23 protein-coding genes and 1 rRNA gene are annotated in these 20,472 nt (G+C 50.5%); 6 read left to right on the top strand and 18 right to left on the bottom strand.

Annotated features, from left to right (window positions below):
* Positions 1-10: 10 nt before the first annotated feature.
* The 13 genes from E4L36_RS14905 to glyA all read right to left on the bottom strand — a co-directional run bounded on the left by E4L36_RS14905 (position 11) and on the right by glyA (position 10,053).
* A complete protein-coding gene (locus E4L36_RS14905; RefSeq protein WP_136681273.1) occupies positions 11-1,354 on the bottom strand; it encodes an ATP-binding protein in 1,344 nt (447 codons plus the stop codon).
* Positions 1,351-2,019, bottom strand: a complete 669-nt coding sequence (locus tag E4L36_RS14900) for a response regulator transcription factor (RefSeq protein ID WP_136681272.1) — start codon at positions 2,017-2,019, stop codon at positions 1,351-1,353. The genes E4L36_RS14905 and E4L36_RS14900 overlap by 4 nt, the downstream gene beginning before the upstream one ends.
* Before the next feature lie 13 nt (positions 2,020-2,032).
* Positions 2,033-2,368, bottom strand: coding sequence for a hypothetical protein (locus E4L36_RS14895; protein ID WP_136681271.1), 336 nt, complete (start codon positions 2,366-2,368; stop codon positions 2,033-2,035).
* 77 nt (positions 2,369-2,445) lie between these two features.
* Positions 2,446-2,745, bottom strand: coding sequence for a hypothetical protein (locus E4L36_RS14890; RefSeq protein ID WP_136681270.1), 300 nt, complete (start codon positions 2,743-2,745; stop codon positions 2,446-2,448).
* Between the two features lie 96 nt (positions 2,746-2,841).
* On the bottom strand, positions 2,842-3,318 hold the full coding sequence (locus E4L36_RS14885; protein WP_136681269.1) for a phosphatidylglycerophosphatase A: 477 nt from the start codon (positions 3,316-3,318) through the stop codon (positions 2,842-2,844).
* Positions 3,315-4,298, bottom strand: coding sequence for a thiamine-phosphate kinase (gene thiL / locus E4L36_RS14880; protein WP_136681268.1), 984 nt, complete (start codon positions 4,296-4,298; stop codon positions 3,315-3,317). Before thiL ends, E4L36_RS14885 begins: the two co-directional genes overlap by 4 nt.
* Positions 4,299-4,306: 8 nt before the next feature.
* A complete protein-coding gene (gene nusB, locus E4L36_RS14875; RefSeq protein ID WP_127694714.1) occupies positions 4,307-4,786 on the bottom strand; it encodes a transcription antitermination factor NusB in 480 nt (159 codons plus the stop codon).
* Positions 4,783-5,265, bottom strand: coding sequence for a 6,7-dimethyl-8-ribityllumazine synthase (gene ribE / locus E4L36_RS14870; RefSeq protein ID WP_127694713.1), 483 nt, complete (start codon positions 5,263-5,265; stop codon positions 4,783-4,785). The genes nusB and ribE overlap by 4 nt, the downstream gene beginning before the upstream one ends.
* A gap of 14 nt (positions 5,266-5,279) precedes the next feature.
* Positions 5,280-6,401, bottom strand: a complete 1,122-nt coding sequence (ribBA, locus tag E4L36_RS14865; RefSeq protein WP_127694712.1) for a bifunctional 3,4-dihydroxy-2-butanone-4-phosphate synthase/GTP cyclohydrolase II — start codon at positions 6,399-6,401, stop codon at positions 5,280-5,282.
* A gap of 23 nt (positions 6,402-6,424) precedes the next feature.
* Entirely contained in the window at positions 6,425-7,096 is a 672-nt protein-coding gene (locus E4L36_RS14860; RefSeq protein WP_127694711.1) for a riboflavin synthase, read from the bottom strand.
* 5 nt (positions 7,097-7,101) lie between these two features.
* Positions 7,102-8,205: a bifunctional diaminohydroxyphosphoribosylaminopyrimidine deaminase/5-amino-6-(5-phosphoribosylamino)uracil reductase RibD gene (ribD, locus tag E4L36_RS14855; RefSeq protein ID WP_136681267.1), complete on the bottom strand. Its 1,104-nt coding sequence runs from the start codon at positions 8,203-8,205 to the stop codon at positions 7,102-7,104.
* Positions 8,206-8,685, bottom strand: a complete 480-nt coding sequence (gene nrdR, locus E4L36_RS14850) for a transcriptional regulator NrdR (protein WP_136681266.1) — start codon at positions 8,683-8,685, stop codon at positions 8,206-8,208. It lies immediately after the preceding gene.
* 111 nt (positions 8,686-8,796) lie between these two features.
* Positions 8,797-10,053: a serine hydroxymethyltransferase gene (glyA, locus tag E4L36_RS14845; RefSeq protein ID WP_136681265.1), complete on the bottom strand. Its 1,257-nt coding sequence runs from the start codon at positions 10,051-10,053 to the stop codon at positions 8,797-8,799.
* A 210-nt stretch (positions 10,054-10,263) separates the two neighbouring features.
* Between glyA and E4L36_RS14840 the strand changes: the two genes are divergently transcribed.
* From E4L36_RS14840 to E4L36_RS14830, 3 genes are all read left to right on the top strand, one after another.
* A complete protein-coding gene (locus E4L36_RS14840; RefSeq protein WP_136681264.1) occupies positions 10,264-10,638 on the top strand; it encodes a glutaredoxin domain-containing protein in 375 nt (124 codons plus the stop codon).
* A 74-nt stretch (positions 10,639-10,712) separates the two neighbouring features.
* Positions 10,713-12,371: an energy-dependent translational throttle protein EttA gene (gene ettA / locus E4L36_RS14835; protein WP_127694706.1), complete on the top strand. Its 1,659-nt coding sequence runs from the start codon at positions 10,713-10,715 to the stop codon at positions 12,369-12,371.
* Positions 12,372-12,489: 118 nt separating this feature from the next.
* The gene (locus E4L36_RS14830; RefSeq protein WP_240770784.1) at positions 12,490-12,864 is read left to right on the top strand and encodes a PilZ domain-containing protein; all 375 of its coding nucleotides are present in this window, start codon (positions 12,490-12,492) and stop codon (positions 12,862-12,864) included.
* A 151-nt stretch (positions 12,865-13,015) separates the two neighbouring features.
* Here the strand turns inward: E4L36_RS14830 and E4L36_RS14825 are convergent, their stop codons facing one another.
* Together E4L36_RS14825 and radA are read right to left on the bottom strand one after the other, a co-directional pair.
* On the bottom strand, positions 13,016-13,831 hold the full coding sequence (locus tag E4L36_RS14825) for a hypothetical protein (protein ID WP_136681263.1): 816 nt from the start codon (positions 13,829-13,831) through the stop codon (positions 13,016-13,018).
* Between the two features lie 133 nt (positions 13,832-13,964).
* Positions 13,965-15,332 carry a DNA repair protein RadA gene (radA, locus tag E4L36_RS14820; protein ID WP_136681262.1) on the bottom strand — a complete coding sequence of 456 codons (1,368 nt, stop codon included), beginning with the start codon at positions 15,330-15,332 and terminating at the stop codon, positions 13,965-13,967.
* A gap of 140 nt (positions 15,333-15,472) precedes the next feature.
* Here radA and E4L36_RS14815 point away from each other — a divergent pair, with 140 nt between their 5' ends.
* On the top strand, positions 15,473-16,747 hold the full coding sequence (locus E4L36_RS14815) for an aminotransferase class I/II-fold pyridoxal phosphate-dependent enzyme (protein WP_127694703.1): 1,275 nt from the start codon (positions 15,473-15,475) through the stop codon (positions 16,745-16,747).
* A gap of 82 nt (positions 16,748-16,829) precedes the next feature.
* On the opposite strand, the gene E4L36_RS14810 is transcribed toward E4L36_RS14815, so the two are convergent.
* Entirely contained in the window at positions 16,830-17,279 is a 450-nt protein-coding gene (locus E4L36_RS14810) for an acyl-CoA thioesterase (protein WP_127694702.1), read from the bottom strand.
* Positions 17,280-17,383: 104 nt separating this feature from the next.
* Here E4L36_RS14810 and E4L36_RS14805 point away from each other — a divergent pair, with 104 nt between their 5' ends.
* Positions 17,384-18,262, top strand: coding sequence for a LysR family transcriptional regulator (locus E4L36_RS14805; protein ID WP_136681261.1), 879 nt, complete (start codon positions 17,384-17,386; stop codon positions 18,260-18,262).
* Positions 18,263-18,315: 53 nt separating this feature from the next.
* On the opposite strand, the gene hemE is transcribed toward E4L36_RS14805, so the two are convergent.
* Complete coding sequence (hemE, locus tag E4L36_RS14800; protein ID WP_136681260.1) at positions 18,316-19,383, bottom strand: uroporphyrinogen decarboxylase; 1,068 nt, start codon at positions 19,381-19,383, stop codon at positions 18,316-18,318.
* A 176-nt stretch (positions 19,384-19,559) separates the two neighbouring features.
* Between hemE and E4L36_RS14795 the strand changes: the two genes are divergently transcribed.
* Complete coding sequence (locus E4L36_RS14795) at positions 19,560-20,288, top strand: AraC family transcriptional regulator (RefSeq protein WP_136681259.1); 729 nt, start codon at positions 19,560-19,562, stop codon at positions 20,286-20,288.
* Between the two features lie 102 nt (positions 20,289-20,390).
* On the opposite strand, the gene rrf is transcribed toward E4L36_RS14795, so the two are convergent.
* A 5S ribosomal RNA gene (gene rrf / locus E4L36_RS14790) occupies positions 20,391-20,472 on the bottom strand; the annotation flags it as partial.

Raw genomic sequence — 20,472 nt, 5'->3', positions numbered from 1 at the left:
ACCTGAAATATCAGGATAACTGCGTATCCCGGTTGCGCGGCAAGCGTAAGTGCACTCGCAAACCACCTAGGTCGGAGTCAAGTAGTTCAAAGCACCCTTGGTACTGCTGGACAATATCGGTCACGATACTCAAACCAAGGCCATGCCCAGAGACTGACTCGTCCAAGCGTTCACCGCGTGATAGCAGCTGTTCACGCTTCTCGCTAGGGATACCGGGGCCATCATCTTCAATAAAGATCGTCAGGCAGGTTTCACTTAACACCCCGCTAATACGCACCGTGCTTTGCGCCCACTTACAAGCGTTGTCGATCAGGTTCCCCAACAGCTCGATCAGATCGTCACGCTCCCCCGGGAAAAAGGTTTTGCTTTTGATATCAACCTCAAACTGCAGCCCTTTCTCTTGGTGAATCATCCGCATCGCCTTAAGTAGCTTCTCTACCTCCGCATCAATCATCACGCGCTGCCCGGGCAGCGCAGTACCGGCAATCCGGGCCCGCGTGAGCTCACGCTCCATCAAGCCGCGCAGCTCAGCTGACTGCTGTTGTAGAGCTTCTGCACAATTCGGGCTATGCTGTTTTAATACTTCGATCTGCCGATCAATAACCGTTAGCGGAGTCTTGGCGGCATGGGCTAGGTTCCCTACAGCGTTACGCGAACGATCAAGCCGCATACACATGCTATCAACCATATAGTTGATTTCATCAACCAACGGCGACACCTCTGTCGTCTCCACACACGGCAGCGTCCGGATATCACCCTGTTTTAGCCGCGCGATATCTTGTCTAACCTGAGTAAGGCTTTTGAGGCCCCGTTTAATAATAAAAATCTGAGCAAGCAACAGCACAGCAATAAACACAACACCCACAGCACCAACCCACCAGCCAAGGCGTTTAAGCTCTGCTTCGATACCGCTAATATCTTCCGCTAAAACAATGCGAATCGTACCTTCCTGTTTCTGGAACGTGTGGTCATATACAAGCCAAGGCTCTTCGTTTTGGACATGCAACGCGATATGAAGTTGACCTACGCCGCGCCCAGCTTGGGTTGGAATTTCACCGTCCCATAGCGAACGAGAGTGCACCCACTCACCTTCATTAATCTGGTACTGATAGTAATGTCCCGACATCGGCTGATTATAAACAGGAGAAATTCGGCGTGTGTCTAGCTGCCATGCACGCTCATCTCGCTCCAGCGCTTGCAGTAGCGTGAACACATCACTACTTAAGCGAGTACCGACAAACTCATACGCAATACCACGCAGTGTAGAGCCTTGAATCACCCAAAGAATTGCGAAAATAGTGAGGGTTAGGCCGATAAACGCAATGTTTAAGCGGCCTTGGATGGAGCGAATCATGAGGTGTGACTCGTAAAGATATAACCTTGGCCGCGCTTGGTTTGAATACGCTCTTTGCCAATCTTCTTACGGAGCATCTTGATATATGCCTCGACGACATTGCTATCGTTCTCGGTGTTGTCGTCGTAGATGTGCTCAACAATCTGGAGCTTCGATAACACACGGCCGGGGTTGTGCATCATATAACGCAACAGCTTGTACTCCATGCCTGTGAGTTCGTGCAGCGTATCGCCGTCCACACGCACCGACTGGCTCTTTTCGTCGAGCACTAGCCCCGACTCTTCAAGCTGAGTCGTTGGCTGCTGGTTGGCACGGCGTAGCAACGCCGTCATGCGTGCTAGCAGCTCTTCAGTGTGAAATGGCTTAGCGAGATAATCATCTGCACCGGCATCGAACCCGTCTATTTTCTCTTGCCATGCAGAGCGCGCTGTCAGGATCAAGGTGGGGATATTGTTACTGCGTTGACGCCAGTTACGTAACACATCTAGCCCCGGACGCTCTGGAAGGCCAAGGTCAAGTATGCACAGGTCGTAGATATCTTCGTAACCCATCGCCTCGCCATCAATACCATCGGTGGCAAGGTCAACCGCGTAGCCTTGTTTTGCTAATTCATCTTTGAGTGATGGGCCAAGCACCGGGTCATCTTCAACCAATAAGATTCGCATGTTCGGTTTCTTCCTACGGCTTAACAGAGATACGTTCACCTGTTGTCGCATCGAGATAAAAAGTGCGAACAATCCCATCAACGCCAACAGACTCTATTAAGTAAATATAGTGTGTCTTGCTGCGAATGAGGAACGCATCCAAGATATGATCCGTAGTTTTGTGATCTGCAAGCTTCATTAGCTTGGACATCGGTAGAATCGTGCCCTCTTTAACAAGTACACGACAAGCCTGAGCATCTAAACGCTCTCCGCTCATATCCATTGGCTCTTGTTGCAGTTCTTTCGCGCTCACTAATGTGCTGAGTAAGCCGAATAGAAGCGTTGCAAAAATCCTATTATTTTTATTCATTGGCGCTCCTTAGCGATAAACGTAATACGGGCTCTTAACTCTGAGCCCGTATCACATACCGGCTACTACTAATTTCATTAACATTGCTTCCCAGCGAAGTGACCTTGTGTTGGGTGTTCTTCCAGTGCAACACTCAAACCTTGAACGACACAGTAATCAGACTGCGCGGCATTGATGCCATCAGTGAGGTGACGCTCGGTACCCACCAACGCGTTATCGTAGATTCCTGTAAACGCCACTGATGAATCCGCGATGGCATGGTGATGGCCTGCCATCAGTAGTGCTTCAGTGGATTGCTCGTTTGGCTCAAAAATCGCGAATGCGCTGCTTGAAAATACCAGAGTACCTATTGCTGCGGCTTGGATTAACGTTTTCATGATCTCTCTCCTGTTTTTATTTTCGAGTTCAGATTAATTGTTCAATCTGAAACGAAACTGAAAGAGCGATCATTTTTTAAACAAAAAAGATATGCCTTAAGAAAAGAGCGCTATAAGCAGATGCACGCTACCTAAGGCCATCAACCCCGCCAATATATCGTCAAGCATAATACCTAAACCACCACCGACTTGCTGATCAGCCCATTTTATTGGCCATGGCTTGAGAATATCAAAAAGGCGGAAGAGCAAAAATCCCAAGCAGATCGTACCAAAAGAGACGGGTACCGCAATCATCGTAATCCAAAAGCCTACGAACTCATCCCAAACAATGCCCGGATGATCATGAACCTTTAAATCGTCTGCAGCATATCCGCAGATCGCGATACCCAGCACACTGGCCGCAATGACAAAGCCAATATAAAGATCAAACGGCAGCAGACTTAAGAGTAAAAACAGCGGCACAGCGGCTAAGGTGCCGAACGTACCTGGGGCTTTAGGTGCCAACCCACTTCCCAAACCAAATGCCAAAAAGTTGACAGGCTGAGTTAGCACTCTTTTCGTTGTTACATTCATGAATTGCGTGTCTCATTCGCAAAATGATTAAAGCCAACAGCGGCCGCTGAAACGGTTCCCTCTGCGGTTTGTAGCCGCAGCCCGGGTTCTGCATCCACAACACCAATCGCGGTCAATTGTGCTGCTAAACTCGGTGCTTTCTCGCACAAAACTTGCCAACACTCCGGTGCTATGGTCAAGCAGAGCTCAAAATCCTCACCGCCGCTAAGCGCCCAGCGCTTGGCCGTCTCGTTATCAAAATGAGCAGCTAACTGCGTAGATATCGGCAGCAGATCTGGGTTAACAGTGGCACCGACGCAGGACGCCGTCAGGATATGTTGTAGGTCGGCAAGCAAACCATCAGAGATATCAGCCGCAGCGGTTGCGTAACGACGCATATGCTGGCCTAAGGAAACGCGTGCCGTTGGCCGGTAGAAGCGGTCGAGTAAATAATCGTTAGCGGCTATGTCCGCATTAAGAATACACTCCAACCCACCGCGGCTATCGCCCAATGTACCGGAGACACAGACAAGATCTCCCGCACGAGCACCTGAGCGCAGTAAAGCGGCGCCATGGGGCACAAAACCATGTACCTGTGCAGAGAGTGATAACGGGCCGCGTGTGGTATCGCCGCCGACGAGGTTAATACCGTAATACGCTAATCCCTCGCCTAGCGCCGCTGAAAACGGTTTAAGCCAGCTCTCATCAGCCGCTGGTAAGGTCAGCGCTAACGTGACCCAAGCAGGCTCAGCACCCATCGCAGCTAAGTCACTGACGCTGGCGCCCATTAGCCGCCATGCCAACTGAGCAGGATCGGTACCTACTACAAAGTGCGTTCCCTCCACGAGGGTATCGATAGACACCACGAGCGATTGCCCACTAGGTACCGATAGAACCGCGCAGTCATCACCGATACCCTGAATCACCGTATCGGCTTGACTGCCATGAGAGTGGCGCCCTAACGAAGTAAAAAACCTATTAATTAGGGCGAACTCATCCATAGCCGACTCTACTTGTTGCGTTTTGCTTGGATCTCAGCCATACGTACACGTTGCGCTAGCTTGTCTAGCACACCGTTAACGTAGCGGTGGCTGTCTGTTGCGCCAAACTTTTTGGCCAGATCAACGCTTTCATTGATCGCTACACGGTAAGGAACCTCTAAGCGATGGATCAACTCATAGCTACCGATACGTAGCACCGCTAACTCGATAGGGTCTAACTCACTCAAGTTACGGTCGAGGAAAGGCTGAAACGCTTCGTCAAGCTGTGACTTGGTGCCGGCCACGCCTTGGAGTAACTCACCAAACAAGCGGACATCCGTTCCCGACATATCGTTATCAACACGGAACTGTGCTTCAACCTCATGGACCGGATGGCTAGCAAGTTGCCACTGATACAGCGCTTGCAGTGCAAAGCTGCGAGCTGAGCGGCGCTGCTCTGTTAACGATGGCTTCTTTGGCTTGCGCGCTGGTGTGTTCTCTTCGCTCATTCCGGGGATGCCTCAAGATTTTTCAGCAGGCTAACCATCTCCAATGCAGACAATGCAGCTTCTGCACCTTTGTTACCCGCTTTGGTACCGGAACGCTCAATCGCCTGTTCGATGCTGTTTACCGTCAGGATGCCATTCGCCACCGGAATACCATACTCCATTGATACCTGCGCCACGCCCTTAGAGCTCTCAGCAGATACATACTCAAAATGAGGCGTACCGCCACGAATAACAGCACCCAAAGCAATAATGGCATCATCACGCTGCTGAGCCGCTACCTTTTGTACGGCCAACGGGATCTCAAACGCGCCCGGAACACGCACGACGCGGATGCTGTCTTCAGATACGCCATGGCGTTTCAGTGCATCTAGCGCGCCTTCCAGCAGGCTTTCAACAACAAATGCATTAAAACGGCCCACTACGATGGTGTATCGACCACCAGCGGAAACGAAATCACCTTCAATAATTTCAACTGACATACTAATTTTCCTGTTTATGACTCATCGCAGGGGATGTATTCAACGATCTCCAGATCAAAACCAGAGATCGCGTTAAATTTGATTGGGGAGCTCAGCAGGCGCATTTTACCGACGCCTAAATCACGCAGGATTTGCGAGCCAGTACCAACGGTTAAGTAAGCGCCGCTGGAACTGAAATTTGCCGCTCGCGTTGCCGGATGCTTACCCAGCACTCGGTGCAACGCACTCTCAAGATCTTCACGCTGGCCGTTATCAAGCAGCAAGACAACGCCTCGGCCCTCCTCAGCTACTTTCTTCAGTGCTCGGCGCATGGTCCACTTCGTTTCGCCGCCCGTATCAGCGCCCACTAAATCACGCATGATATCGCCACGTACATGAACGCGTACATAGGTCGGATCGTCGGCTGAGAACTCACCTTTCGTGAACGCCATGTGGGTCACGTTCTGAATAGTGTCGCGGTATGTTCGGTAGTTGAACTCACCAAATTCAGTGTCTAATGTACCCTCGTCGGATTTCTCCACCGTATGCTCGTTGGTCGTGCGGTAGTGGATCAGGTCGGCGATCGTACCGATTTTAAGACCGTGCTTCTCGGCAAACTTCTCAAGATCGGGACGGCGCGCCATAGTGCCATCATCATTCATAATCTCGACGATCACAGACGCTGGCGTCAGACCAGCCAACCGCGCTAGATCGCAGCCCGCTTCGGTGTGACCCGCTCGGCTTAACACACCACCAGGCTGCGCCATCAGTGGAAAGATGTGCCCCGGTTGAACGATATCTTCCGCTTTCGCATCGGCTTTAACCGCTGTGCGTACGGTGTGCGCACGATCAGCTGCTGAGATACCGGTTGTTACGCCCTCGGCCGCTTCAATCGATAGCGTAAAGTTGGTTGAAAACTGCGCACCGTTGCTCTGCACCATTAAAGGTAGCTTGAGTTGCTCACAACGCTCACGGGTGAGGGTCAGGCAGATCAAGCCACGTGCGTGGGTCGCCATGAAGTTGATATCCTCAGCGCGCACCATATCCGCGGCAATGACGATATCACCCTCGTTTTCACGATCTTCATCATCCATCAGGATAACCATCTTGCCCTGACGAATATCTTCGATTAACTCTTTTGGGCTATTTAGCTCCATTATGATTCCTGCCTTGCGCGCGTTTAGCGCTTCATAAAACCATGTTCTGCAAGCTTGCTCAGCGTTAAGCCCGATGACTGCTCAGATTCAGCATGATCATCTTGCCCTGCCAGCAATAAACGCTCCATGTAGCGTGCAATAATATCCACTTCAAGGTGCACTTGCGTGCCCACTTGGTACTGTTCGATCAATGTTTCCTGTGCGGTGTGCGGCACAATATTAAGCGCAAACGTGCGGCCTGAAACACTATTGACCGTCAGGCTTACACCATCCACCGTAATCGAGCCTTTGGCCGCAATATATTTTGCAATCGCCGCGGGGGCTTCAACGGAGAAATAGATAGAGCGCGCATCCGCTCTTCTCTCAACAATCGTGCCGATGCCATCCACGTGTCCTGTCACAATATGTCCACCTAGGCGGCTTGTTGGCATCAACGCCTTCTCTAGGTTCACGCTATCGCCGATTGCAAGTGCTTCAAGACGTGTATGAGCCAGTGACTCACGCGATACGTCCGCCCAAAAGCCATCGCCGGGCAGTTCAGTGGCGGTTAGGCACACTCCGTTTGTCGCGATACTGTCACCGAGTTGCACATCGGTCAGATCTAGCGCTCCGGTACGGATATACAAGCGCATATCCCCCTGAACGTCTTCACGTGCAGCAACCGTACCTACCGCCTCAATAATCCCCGTAAACACCCTGTCTAGCCCCTCTGTGCCAAGCGATATGTCAGCCGTAAGTCATCACCAAATTGGCGGACATCTGTTAATTCTAGTCGTTGTTGCTGCGCCATTGTTTCCAGTGGCAACTCCACTAGCGGACGCGCATGAGAACCCAGCAGCGTGGGTGCCATAAAGACCACCAGTTCATCAACTAAACCTGCGGCAACAAAGCCACCGGCTAATACGGCACCCGCTTCGATAAGGATCTCATTGCACTGTTCCTGTTGACCTAAATAGTCCAACACCCAGGCCAGATCAATCGACGCCCCCGATAGCTGCGCCGCGACACGCTCTGCGCCGCTACGTTCAGCGTCGCTAGTGGTTATCCACAAGGTGCGTCCGAGTTGCTGTAAAATGCGTGCATTCGCGCTCAATTGGCCTTGGCGATCTAACACCACACGCAAAGGTTGACGCTCAGCAACCTGCTCCGCGTTGGCTAAGCCAAGCTCGGCAGCGCGCACCGTTAACGCAGAGTCATCATGTAAAATGGAGCCAATGCCCGTTACCACTGCACAGCTACGCGCCCGCAAGCGCTGCACTGCTTGGCGCGCTGACGCGCCAGTAATCCATTGCGATTCACCACTGCGCATCGCCGTGCGGCCATCTGCGCTCATCGCAAGCTTCACGCGCACCCATGGGCGTCCCGTGGTCATGCGTTTAATAAATCCCGGGTTCAGTGCTCTTGCTTCATTCTCGAGCAAACCCACCTCGGTAGCGATACCCGCTTCGTTGAGCATCGCGATGCCGCGACCATTGACCTGTGGGTTTGGATCACCCATCGCGGATACCACACGGGCGATCCCAGCTTGGGTCAGTGCTACTGCACATGGCGGTGTGCGTCCAAAGTGGCTGCATGGTTCTAACGTTACGTAGGCGGTTGCGCCCTTTGCAGCAGCTCCCGCTTGGCGCAACGCATTGACCTCTGCGTGACCTTCACCCGCACGAACATGATAGCCCTCGCCAACGATTGTCTCGCCATGCGCAATCACACAGCCAACCCTTGGATTCGGCGATGTCGTATAAATACCTTGGCGCGCGAGCTGGATTGCTCTCGCCATTAGCTGTCGATCAAGATATGGATTCATTTAACGCTCTAGCTCCTCAGCGGCAGACTCATCACCGGCGAGGCGGTCAATCTCCGCTTTGAACTCATTAATATCTTGAAAGCTACGGTATACGGAGGCAAAGCGAACATAGGCCACCTGATCGAGTTTGCGGAGCTCTTCCATCACCGCCTCTCCCACTTGCCGTGAGGGCAACTCCCGCTCACCGGTTGCGCGCAACGAGTGTTTGATACGATTGATGCAGGCTTCTATGGATTCAATGCTGACAGGACGCTTTTCCAGCGCTCGTTGGATACCACCGCGCAGCTTATCCTCATCAAAGGGCTGGCGAGAGCCATCGGCCTTAATCAGCCGCGGCATCAGAAGTTCGGCAATTTCGAAGGTCGTAAAGCGCTCATGACAGGCACTGCATTCGCGGCGACGCCTGATCTGCTGGCCTTCAGCGACTAAGCGGGAATCAACGACTTTCGTTTCCGTTTTTCCGCAAAAAGGACAATGCATATCGATTTCCTGTCATAAAAGAGCGTTAGCGCCGTGCGCTGTAAATAAAGAGCGAGATACGAAAAAAGGCGACACCTAAGTGTCGCCTTATTATTCTAACCGATTCAGTGGTTATTTATAAACGGGGAAACGCGCACAGATATCGAGTACCTGACCTTTCACACGCTCAATCACTGACTCATCATTGATGTTATCAAGTACATCACAGATCCAGTTAGTCAGCTCAGTTACTTCAGCTTCTTTGAAGCCACGACGCGTCACTGCCGGTGTACCGATACGTAAGCCAGAGGTGACAAACGGAGAGCGTGGATCGTTAGGCACTGAGTTTTTGTTTACCGTAATGTTGGCACGGCCAAGCGCAGCGTCGGCATCTTTACCTGTGTACTCTTTATCGATGAGATCAACCAAGAACAGGTGGTCTTCTGTGCCTTCTGAAACGATTTTGATGCCACGCGACATGAAAGTTTCCGCCATCGCTTGAGCATTCTTAACCACTTGCGCTTGGTAAGCTTGCCACTCTGGCTCAAGTGCTTCTTTGAAGCATACCGCCTTCGCCGCGATGATGTGCATCAGCGGGCCGCCTTGAGATTCTGGGAAGACAGCAAAGTTAAGCTTCTTCTGCAGGTCTTCATCAGCACGAGCAGAAACGATCAAGCCACCACGTGGGCCGCCCAACGTTTTGTGCGTTGTTGTCGTTACCACATCAGCAAACGGTACCGGTGATGGGTAAACGCCTGCAGCAACCAAACCTGCAATGTGTGCCATATCAACAAACAGATATGCACCAACTTTGTCTGCGATATCGCGGAAACGCTGCCAATCAACGATACGTGAGTAAGCAGAGAAGCCTGCAACGATCATTTTTGGCTTATGCTCAACCGCTAAGCGCTCTACTTCATCGTAATCGATCTCACCCGTTTCTGGGTGTAGACCGTATTGAACTGCATTGTAGATACGGCCAGAGAAGGATACTGCAGCACCGTGAGTCAAGTGACCACCGTGCGCCAAGCTCATACCTAGAACTGTATCACCCGGCTTGCAAAGTGCCATGTAAACCGCTGCGTTTGCTTGTGAGCCAGAGTGCGGCTGAACATTAGCGTAGGTTGTACCGAACAGCTCATTAGCACGCTCAATGGCAAGCTCTTCTACCTTATCAACGTACTCGCAACCACCGTAGTAGCGCTTGTTGGGATAGCCCTCAGCGTATTTGTTTGTCAGTGCGGAGCCTTGAGCCTCCATTACACGTGGGCTCGTGTAGTTCTCTGACGCGATCAGTTCGATGTGCTCTTCCTGACGCGTGGCTTCAGCTTCCATCGCTGACCATAGATCAGCGTCAAAGTCGGCAATTGACATATCTTTGCTAAACATAGCTATCCCCTAAAATGACAGGCCCGACCGGTAAAAAGTGAGCGTTACCGGCCTTTGGAAAGGGGCGCATTATACTCTCTTTTGAAGGCAAAACGCACTTGAAACTCGGTCAATTTATCACGAATCCCATTCATAAATTCGCATCGGCTTAGCTCGCCCTGTGAAGAGTGCTAGAATATGCGCCTTTCTAACTAACCGAGATGGTAAAGCATGGCTGTTATTCGTTGGATTTTAGGCAAAATCATCTTATTGATCGACTTCATTACAACTCCTAAAGGGATCAAGCGCAGCGCCGAAGCTCAGCAAGCGGTTGATGCAGCGACCCAAGACTTAGCACTCTATCAGTTTCAAGCATGTCCTTTTTGCGTCAAAGTGCGCCGCCAAATGAAGCGTTTGTCACTCAATATCGCCCTACGCGACGCGAAGAAAGATACCCAGTACCGTGAAGAGCTGCTTCAACAAGGTGGCAAAGTGAAAGTGCCGTGCCTGAAGATAACTGATGCAGATGGCAGTGTGCGCTGGCTTTACGAGTCGAATGATATCAATGCGTACCTCACCGAGCGCTTTGGCCAAACCGAGGCTTGAAAGTCGCATTCGCAGGCGTGGACAGGTAAAATCCGCACTATCTTTTTAACCGATTTTCTATTTGCTGAGGGCTTATGGCACAGTACGTTTACTCGATGAACCGCGTGGGCAAGATCGTCCCACCAAAACGCGAGATTTTAAAAGACATCTCCCTCTCCTTTTTTCCGGGCGCCAAAATCGGCGTATTGGGTTTAAATGGCGCGGGTAAATCTACCCTTCTTAAAATCATGGCAGGCATCGATACCGATATTATCGGTGAAGCACGCCCGATGCCCGGCATCAACGTGGGCTACCTGCCCCAAGAGCCGGAGCTGGACGATAACAAAACCGTTCGTGAGATTGTTGAAGAGTCAGTTGCTGATGTAAAAGCGGCGCTGGATGGCCTTGAGCAAGTCTACGCAGCCTATGCAGAGCCCGATGCAGACTTTGACGAGCTAGCAAAAAAGCAAGCCGAGTTTGAGAACCTGATCCAAGCGAAAGATGGCCACAACCTAGAAACCGCGCTCGAGCGTGCTGCTGATGCGATGCGCCTACCAGCGTGGGATGCCAAAGTTGAGCACCTATCAGGCGGTGAGCGCCGCCGCGTTGCGCTATGCCGCTTGCTGCTTGATAAGCCAGATATGCTGCTGCTGGATGAGCCAACCAACCACTTGGATGCAGAATCTGTCGCGTGGATCGAACGTTTTCTACAAGAGTACCCGGGCACTGTGGTTGCGATCACCCACGACCGTTATTTCTTGGACAATGCAGCAGGCTGGATTTTGGAGCTGGACCGTGGCCGCGGCATCCCTTACGAGGGTAACTACTCCTCATGGCTAGAGCAGAAAGAGAAGCGGCTAGAGCTAGAAGCTAAACAGGAAGCGGCGCACCGTAAATCGGTTGCCTCCGAGCTAGAGTGGGTTCGCCAAGGCTCGAAAGGCCGCCAGTCTAAATCCAAGGCGCGTTTGAAGCAGTTCGAAGAGATGAACTCGAAAGAGTTCCAAACACGCAACGAGACGCAAGAGATCTACATTCCACCTGGCCCTCGCCTAGGCGATAAAGTGATCGATGCAAACAACATCTCTAAAGCGTACGGCGATAAAGTCCTCTTTGAAGACCTGAGCTTCTCAATTCCGCAGGGGGCCATTGTCGGCATCATCGGTGGTAACGGTGCGGGTAAATCCACACTTTTCCGTATGATCGCAGGTGAAGAGCAACCGGATTCTGGCACCATCGAGATCGGCTCTACCGTCGAATTAGCCTACGTAAATCAGTCACGTGACCTCAGCGGCGATAAGACTGTCTTTGAAGAGCTTTCTGATGGTCAGGACATTATCACCGTGGGCAATTATCAAACACCTGCTCGCGCATACTGTGGCCGTTTCAACTTCAAAGGTGGCGATCAACAGAAGCAGGTCAGCGAACTTTCCGGTGGTGAGCGCAACCGCTTACACATGGCTAAATTGCTGAAAGCGGGCGGCAACGTACTGCTGCTTGATGAGCCTACCAACGATCTTGATATCGAAACACTACGTGCACTAGAGGAAGCGCTGTTAGCCTTCCCGGGCTGTGCCGTTGTGATCTCGCACGACCGTTGGTTCCTTGACCGTATCTGTACACACATGCTGGCCTACGAAGGTAACTCACACGTCGAGTTCTTCGAGGGTAACTACACCGAGTATCAAGCGGATTACAAACGCCGTTACGGTAAAGAGCACCAGCCAGAGCGCATCAAATACAAGCGCATCAGCTAATTCGCTGATCTTGGCGGCAGCACGCATCGCTGCCGCCTCTCTCCCCTCTTTATATCGCCATTTTCCAATCTGCCTTCTATACTCAGTTGATAGAAACGCTATAGGTAGGAGAAGGAAAGTGACGGAACAGATTCCAGAACGCCGCCGTTTTACCCGTATTCACTTTGATGCACGCTGCATACTGCGCCGCGGCGCCGACGAATGGGATGTACGGCTTGCTGATATTTGCTTCAAAGGCGCCCTGACCGAAATACCAGAGGGAGGGATCGACTTAGCCGTCGGAGATGCCGCTGAGTTAATGATTCAGCTTGATCCAGAGGAAGCGGTGATCGATATGCCGGTGGTACTTAACCATAAGATTGGCAACTACCTAGGCTTTCAGCTCCAACGTATCGATATCTCGAGCATGACACATCTACGCCGCTTGGTTGAACTCAACCTTGGCGATCCAGACCTACTGGAGCGCGAGTTAGACCATTTATATCACGACTAAAACACAAAGCGGGGTATGGAAGATGGCGTCAGATAAACTGACGCCAAAAGGACTGAGAGTTGCTTAATTTAGCGCTCTGTTATCATCACCTTAACTAAGGCTTGCATGTCACCGATATCACTGAGGGTCATGCAGCGCTATCAGCTCAACCTTATTCGTAATAGCGTGCAAGCTCTGGTGGTACTTCAGTGGAAATTTTACCCACATTTCCAGTGTCACCATCAATACCAATAAAAGTTGTCGTTTTGCCATCACCCGGCACACAAACAAAGCTCGTGCCCAAGTCAGTGCTTGGATATTCTGGCATTCTAGTTATAGGTTCCCAAGAGTCGGTGGTTTCAGTTGCAACAAGCAGCGTGTAGCATCCTGCTAAAACCGACATATAAGCACCTTTGTTGCCATATTTTGGCCAGTAAGTCGACCCAACTTGTGTTCCGACAAAGTCATCTCCTTCATAGGAAACATGACTTAGCTCACCCTCTTCTCTGACCCGTTGGGCGGATTTCAAATACACGTTCGCGTGGTCAAAATCCGTACCACTCATTTTATAAACGTGCACGTTGCCTGAGGGAATCACAATTTCATGTTCATCACCTATTTCTGGAATATTCACCCACCCTGAAAACTCTTGTGTTGTGATATCACCATGCTCCCTAGTCACGACTAGTAACGCATCACCGCTTTTGGCTGTCTCATAACAAGTGTCGTACCAACCAATACCGTTGGTATAACGGTCATATGTCTCAGGGGCTGGGCTAGGCAGAACATTTAAGAGGCAGCCACTACTGCCTCCCGAATGGTACAACTTGGCGCGATAACGACCAAAGTCGTCACCGAACGGGTTACCCACATCAAAATAATTTTCGTGAGCGGCTAAACGAAACTTAACCGTTTTGCTAATGGAGTCCGCATCAGCAAAGCTTGAAAACATACCCATAACGGCTAGCCCAACTACAACGCTTTTCATTTTACATTCCTTGTAAACAATTGAATAACAAACTAATTTTCGAGTCGCAGATAATAGCGCAAGCCAAAGTACAATAAAATTTCGATAGAAATCACTCCGCTTTATCCAAAGCAGCTAGCTGTTAGCCCCTTTTTTAAAGCGCGTCCAATGCGTCTGCTAAGCGGCTAACGCCAACGATCTCAATGCCATCAATACCCTCTTTCGGGACGTTGCCTTTGGGCACAATCGCGCGCTTGAAGCCATGTTTAGCCGCTTCTCGAATCCGCTCTTGGCCGTTAGGTACTGGCCGAATCTCACCCGATAGACCCACTTCACCAAACACCATCAACGACTGCGAAAGTGCGCGATCACGGAAGCTCGACACAACGGCTAAGAGCAAAGCGAGATCGGCGCTTGTCTCCAGCACTTTGACGCCCCCTACCACATTGACAAACACGTCTTGGTCACCGGTATGCAGACCGCCATGACGGTGCAATACGGCAAGCAACATCGCTAGCCGGTTAGACTCAAGCCCGACGGCGACTCGGCGTGGGTTGTTCATATGTGACTCGTCCACTAGCGCTTGTATCTCAACCAGCAGCGGGCGCGTCCCTTCCCATACAACCATGACTACACTGCCAGGGCTCGGTTGCTCGCCGCGGTTCAAGAAGATGGAGCTTGGGTTTTTGACCTCTTTCAAGCCGTTTTCAAGCATTGCAAATACGCCCAACTCGTTCACTGCACCAAAGCGATTTTTGTGTGAACGAAGGGTACGAAAGCGGCTATCTGATGAGCCTTCAAGTTGCAAAGAACAATCGATCATATGCTCAAGCACCTTCGGCCCTGCCAAGCTGCCATCTTTTGTGACATGGCCTACCAGAAATAGCACGGTTCCAGTTTGCTTGGCGTAGCGGGTTAGGTCAGCGGCGGATTCACGTACCTGTGCAACGGAACCCGGTGCCGACTGTATCTCAGCCATATGCATCACTTGAATGGAGTCAATAACCATGATCTTTGGCTGCAGCTGCGTTGCTGTTTGGCAGATCACCTCAACGCTGGTTTCGGATAGCATCTGTAACGCATCGGCTGCTAATCCTAAGCGATGGGCGCGCATGGCAACTTGCTGCAGTGACTCTTCGCCTGTGACATAAAGAGCCGGCTGCGTTTGCGCCAGATAGCACATAATCTGCAGCAGCAGCGTACTTTTACCGGCACCTGGGTGACCACCAATTAAAATCGCAGAGCCGGGTACTAATCCTCCTCCGAGTACGCGATCGAGTTCTTGGGTACCGGTACCGATACGGGGCATATCTTTGAGATCAACATCAGCAAGTTTGACAACACGCTGGCTGGTCTCGCCAGCATAACCGTCAAAACGCGGTTTGACCGCTGCGGCTTTTGCGGGTGCCACGCGCATCTCAGTGAGCGTATTCCACTCTTTGCATGCACTACATTGACCTTGCCATTTGGTGTAGTCCGCTCCGCATTCGGTGCAAACGTAGGCAGTTTTGGCCTTTGCCATGAGGATCTCCTGATAACTATTATGAATAGCATTCTACCTAACCTGTATAGAAGTCATCTAGTTAAGCGTTTTTTTGATGCGGGATTACCATTACAATCGAAGACATCAATAAAAAAGACAGCCCCACCAAGGAGAGTTTAATGAAGCTGGAAACCATTGCCGTTCATGGCGGTTACTCACCAGACCCAACAACAAAGTCTGTTGCAGTGCCTGTTTATCAGACCACTTCTTACGCGTTTGACGACGCCCAGCACGGCGCAGATCTATTTGATCTAAAGGTGCCTGGTAACATCTACACGCGCATCATGAACCCAACCACCGACGTGCTAGAGCAGCGCGTGGCACAGCTAGAAGGTGGGGTTGCTGCATTGGCGGTTGCATCGGGTATGTCAGCCATCACTTATGCGATCCAAACATTGGTCGAAGTGGGCGATAACATCGTTTCTACGAGCGAGCTTTATGGCGGCACCTACAACCTGTTCGCACACACGCTACCTCGCCAAGGGATTACCGTGCGCTTCGCCAACAAAGATGACTTCGATGCGATCGAAGCTCAAATCGATGAAAAAACGAAAGCTCTTTACTGCGAATCGGTGGGCAATCCATCCGGCGGTATTGCTGACATCGAACGCCTTGCAGAGATCGCTCATCGTCACGGTGTACCACTGATTGTTGATAACACGGTACCAAGCCCACTCATGTGGCGCCCTATCGAGCACGGTGCAGATATCGTTGTACACGCTGCAACCAAATATATGGGTGGCCACGGAAACTCCATTGGTGGCGTCATCGTCGACTCAGGAAAATTCCCTTGGGCTGATAACGCGGAGCGTTTCCCGCTGCTCAACACACCTGATGTATCTTACCACGGTGTGGTATATACCGAGGCCTTTGGCCCTGCTGCGTTTATTGGTCGTTGCCGTGTCGTCCCTTTGCGTAACATGGGTGCTGCTCTTTCACCCATGAACGCATTCTTGCTACTACAAGGCTTAGAAACTCTGGCGCTGCGTATGGAACGCATCAACGAAAACACGCAAAAAGTTGCTGAGTTCCTAGCACAACACGATAAGGTCAGTTGGGTTAACTATGCCGGCCTTGAGAGTCATAAAGACCACGCGTTAGCTCAAAAGTACATGCAGGGTAAGGCGTCTGGCATCTTGAGTTTTGGTTTGAAGTCAGGCCGTGAGGGTACTCGCCAGTTTTACGATAAGCTGGAGGTATTCCTGCGCCTAGTGAATATCGGTGATTGTAAATCGTTAGCTTCGATCCCTGCAGAGACAACGCACCGCCAGTTGAATGATGAAGAGTTGAAGTCGGCAGGCGTGGCGCCTGAGATGGTTCGCCTATCAGTGGGTATCGAGCACATCGATGATCTGCTGGCAGACCTTGAACAAGCACTCGCAGCAGCAGGCTAAAAAAGGCTGGATTCGCAGGTGGCGATGCCTGCGAATCCAGACAAGCTTGGTAAGACAGCTATCTCACCAGGTAGAGATCTCGTTAATCAAATAGTTCTGGTGTCATCGGCTCATTGTTCAACATGAACTGTCGATATCTTTCGGGAATCTCAGCTTTCCCTCCCGCCTTATAGTTCACGCACACAACAACAGCTTCCCCTTCTGCAGCAACCGCTTGGTGCTCCACGCTGTAAACAATATGCTCCATCACAAATCGGTCCTGTTCAATGCGCGTAACACGCGTAGCGCTTATCACATTGCCGGGAAACGTGAGTGGAATCCGATAACGGATACGGGAGTCCCTTAAAATTGGGCCTACGCCTTCCTCATCCTTGATCGCGACATAATCACATGCTTCGAAATACGCCATGCGAGCACTTTCAAACCAACGTAGGTAAACCAAGTTGTTCACATGCTGAAATGCATCCATTTCGCCCCAAGCGATGGGTATCTCTAACCGGACAGGAAAGCGTTCTAAAATTTCTTGGCCCATACTCACCTCGAGCAGCTGATTGCATGAGCTCTTATTAAGACGTAACCTGTAAAATAAAGGAAATCTTTTAATCTTATCCAAAGAATAAAAATAATTTATACACTATGGAAATCAGACAGATTCGCTATTTTCTAGCCGTTCAAGAAACGGGCAGCTTCACTGGCGCTGCAGAGAAACTCTTTGTTACCCAGCCAGCACTTTCGGCAGCCATTAAATCACTTGAAGAGGAGCTAGGTGCCCAGTTGCTGCGCCGTGGCCACAAGAAAGTGACCTTAACCCCTGAAGGTCTGCGCTTTCGCGATAGAGCGTTCGCTATTATTGCCGAGTGCAATGCGGCCAAGAGCGAGCTGTCTAGCGAGCCTGCGCAGCGCATGTTACGTATGGGTGTCCTCAATACACTTAATACTAAGCCGATCAATCAGTTAATCTATCATTTCACGACAACCTATCCTGACATCGAGCTGCACCTAGAAACAGGCACTAAAGACATCCTCGCGCACAAACTCGGCCAAGGAAAAGTCGATGTACTGCTTACCTCACTCTCAGGGGAGGAAGCATCAGAAACAATCATGCCAATCTATCAAGAACGCTTTCAACTGCTGCTGTCTCGCCAACACCCTTTGGCCAACCGCTCTAGCGTCCGGCTCGCCGACTTACATAAATTACCTTTTGTATTGCGCAAAAACTGCGAGGTACTCAATGAAGGGAAGCGGGTGTTTTTAGCAGAGCAAGCGCAGCCGCATATCACATGTCGTACTGATGACGATGCGTGGACCCTCATGATGGTTAGAAATAACCTTGCTGCGGCGATTATGGCAGAGACCGTTTTACAAGATGGTTTAGTATCCATCCCAATCATCGATTTTGGCTTAGTACGCAATGTGGGATGTCTGTGGCGTATGCACAGTGATCAAGAGACCGTTCGCTGCTTCACGCAGTTCGCGGCGCAATCTCTAGCACAACTGGATCTTCAGGCGAGCTAAAATAGAAAGGGTTGCAGCAGCTATCAGTGGCAGCCGCTGCAATGAGGTGCTTATCAGTTCTGGTGGTACTTCGCACTCAGCTCATGCACAGCATCTACGAAAACCTTTGCATGTTCTGGATCGACAAATTGGTGGATACCATGGCCGAGGTTAAATACATGACCATTTCCTGTACCGAAGCGGCTCAGGATATCTTCAACTTCCGAGCGAATACGGCTCGCTGGTGCGTACAGTACCGAAGGATCCATATTACCTTGCAGCGCTACTTGGCTACCAACGCGCTCACGTGCATTACCAATATCAGTGGTCCAATCAAGACCTAGCGCATCAGCGCCGGCATTGGCCATTGTTTCCAGCCATTGGCCGCCGTTTTTCGTGAACATGATCACTGGCACTTTACGACCATCGTACTCACGAATAAGACCTGCAATAATTTTTTGCATGTAGGCCAGCGAAAACTCCTTGTACATTTCGCCGCTCAACACACCACCCCACGTATCGAAAATCTGTACAGCTTGCGCGCCGCTGCGAATCTGCTCATTCAAGTAGTCCGTCACAGAGATCGCAAGCTTATCAAGCAAGGCGTGCATCACTTCTGGCGTAGCAAACATCATCTTCTTGATATGGCGGAAATCTTTAGAAGAGCCGCCTTCCACCATATAGGTTGCCAGAGTCCACGGACTACCGGAGAAACCAATCAATGGTACACGTCCCGACAAAGCACCGCGGATCTCTTTAACCGCATTCATTACATAATCAAGATCGGTACTCGCATTCGGAATCGGCAACGCTGCCACATCTTCCTCTGTACGAATGATCTTTTTGAATTTGGGACCTTCACCTTGTTCAAAGTAAAGCCCGAGATCCATTGCATCTGGAATAGTCAAAATATCAGAGAAGAGAATCGCGGCATCCAGTTCATAACGCTCTAAAGGCTGAATCGTGACTTCGCACGCCAACTCTCTGTTCTTACACAGGCTCAGAAAATCTCCGGCTTGCGCACGTGTCTCGCGGTACTCTGGTAAATAGCGCCCTGCTTGACGCATCATCCATACAGGCGTTACGTCAACCGGCTCGCGCATCAATGCACGTAAGAAACGATCATTCTTCAGTTCTGACATCAATCAAACCCAACATCTAATTAGCGTAAATAACGGATGATTCTACCGATTTTTGCGCAGAAAAGCGCCCAAATTCCTTGCAGAAGATCAAGCAAGGGCCGCAAAATTCACCCTTAAAAGCTGATGAGTAATACTTTTTTCTGTACAATTCTCGATCAATTCGAAATACTTGAATTATGCAAACAGATACATCACTGATCTCATTACCCGAAACAGCAAACCAGCATGATCACCGCTATCACCAGCTCGTGTTTGGTTTCGAGGGAAATACAGAGTTTGATATCCAAGGACAAGGCCGTAAGGTCAGCCTAGGTCAAGGCTGCTTAGTGCCCTCGACAACGGGTCATGCATTTTGTGGTGTGGGCAATAATCGTATCGTTGTGATTAACGTGCCAGAAGCTCTAGCTGAAACTCAGCAATTATTCGATAAGGCTAGCTATTTCACGCTAGATAGCCAACGCACCATTCTTTTACAAGCAGTAGCACAAGAGATGCAGCAAGCACACGCCATGTTGCAAAATGTATGTGGGCAAATGCTCTTGTGCGCCACACACAACTTACTCAGCAATCGAACTCATATACGTGCAACTCAAGCATTAAATCTCGATATCATCGATCAACACATTGCTCTGAATTTACATCGCAAAATCAGTGTTGAGGAGTTAGCAGCTTTGGTTTTTTTAAGCAGCAGCCACTTTCATCACCGCTTTAAGCAGCTGACACACGTCACTCCTCTCCACTACATTACGACAAAGCGAATAGAAAGAGCCCAAGCCTTATTGAAAGAAGGCATGTCTGTAGCCAATGTTGCGGCAGCGACCGGCTTCCCCAATCAGAGCGCCTTCACTCATACCTTCAAGCAACACGTTGGCATCACACCTGCTCGTTATCGCCTGTCAGCATAAACAAACTCAACACTTACACATTGAGCGTTTGACGCCCACTTTATTTTTTCTAGACAATATAAGAAGCCCTGACCGTAACCGATCAGGGCTTCCTAATTAAAAGCTTGGCGATGTCCTACTCTCACATGGGGAAACCCCACACTACCATCGGCGCTAAATCGTTTCACTTCTGAGTTCGGGATGG

The sequence above is a fragment of the Neptunomonas sp. XY-337 genome, from assembly GCF_004959845.1.
In the GTDB taxonomy this organism is placed as follows: Bacteria; Pseudomonadota; Gammaproteobacteria; order Pseudomonadales; family Balneatricaceae; genus Neptunomonas; species Neptunomonas marina.
Note: the sequence above shows the minus strand (reverse complement) of the source record. Positions and strands in the feature narration are given on the sequence as shown.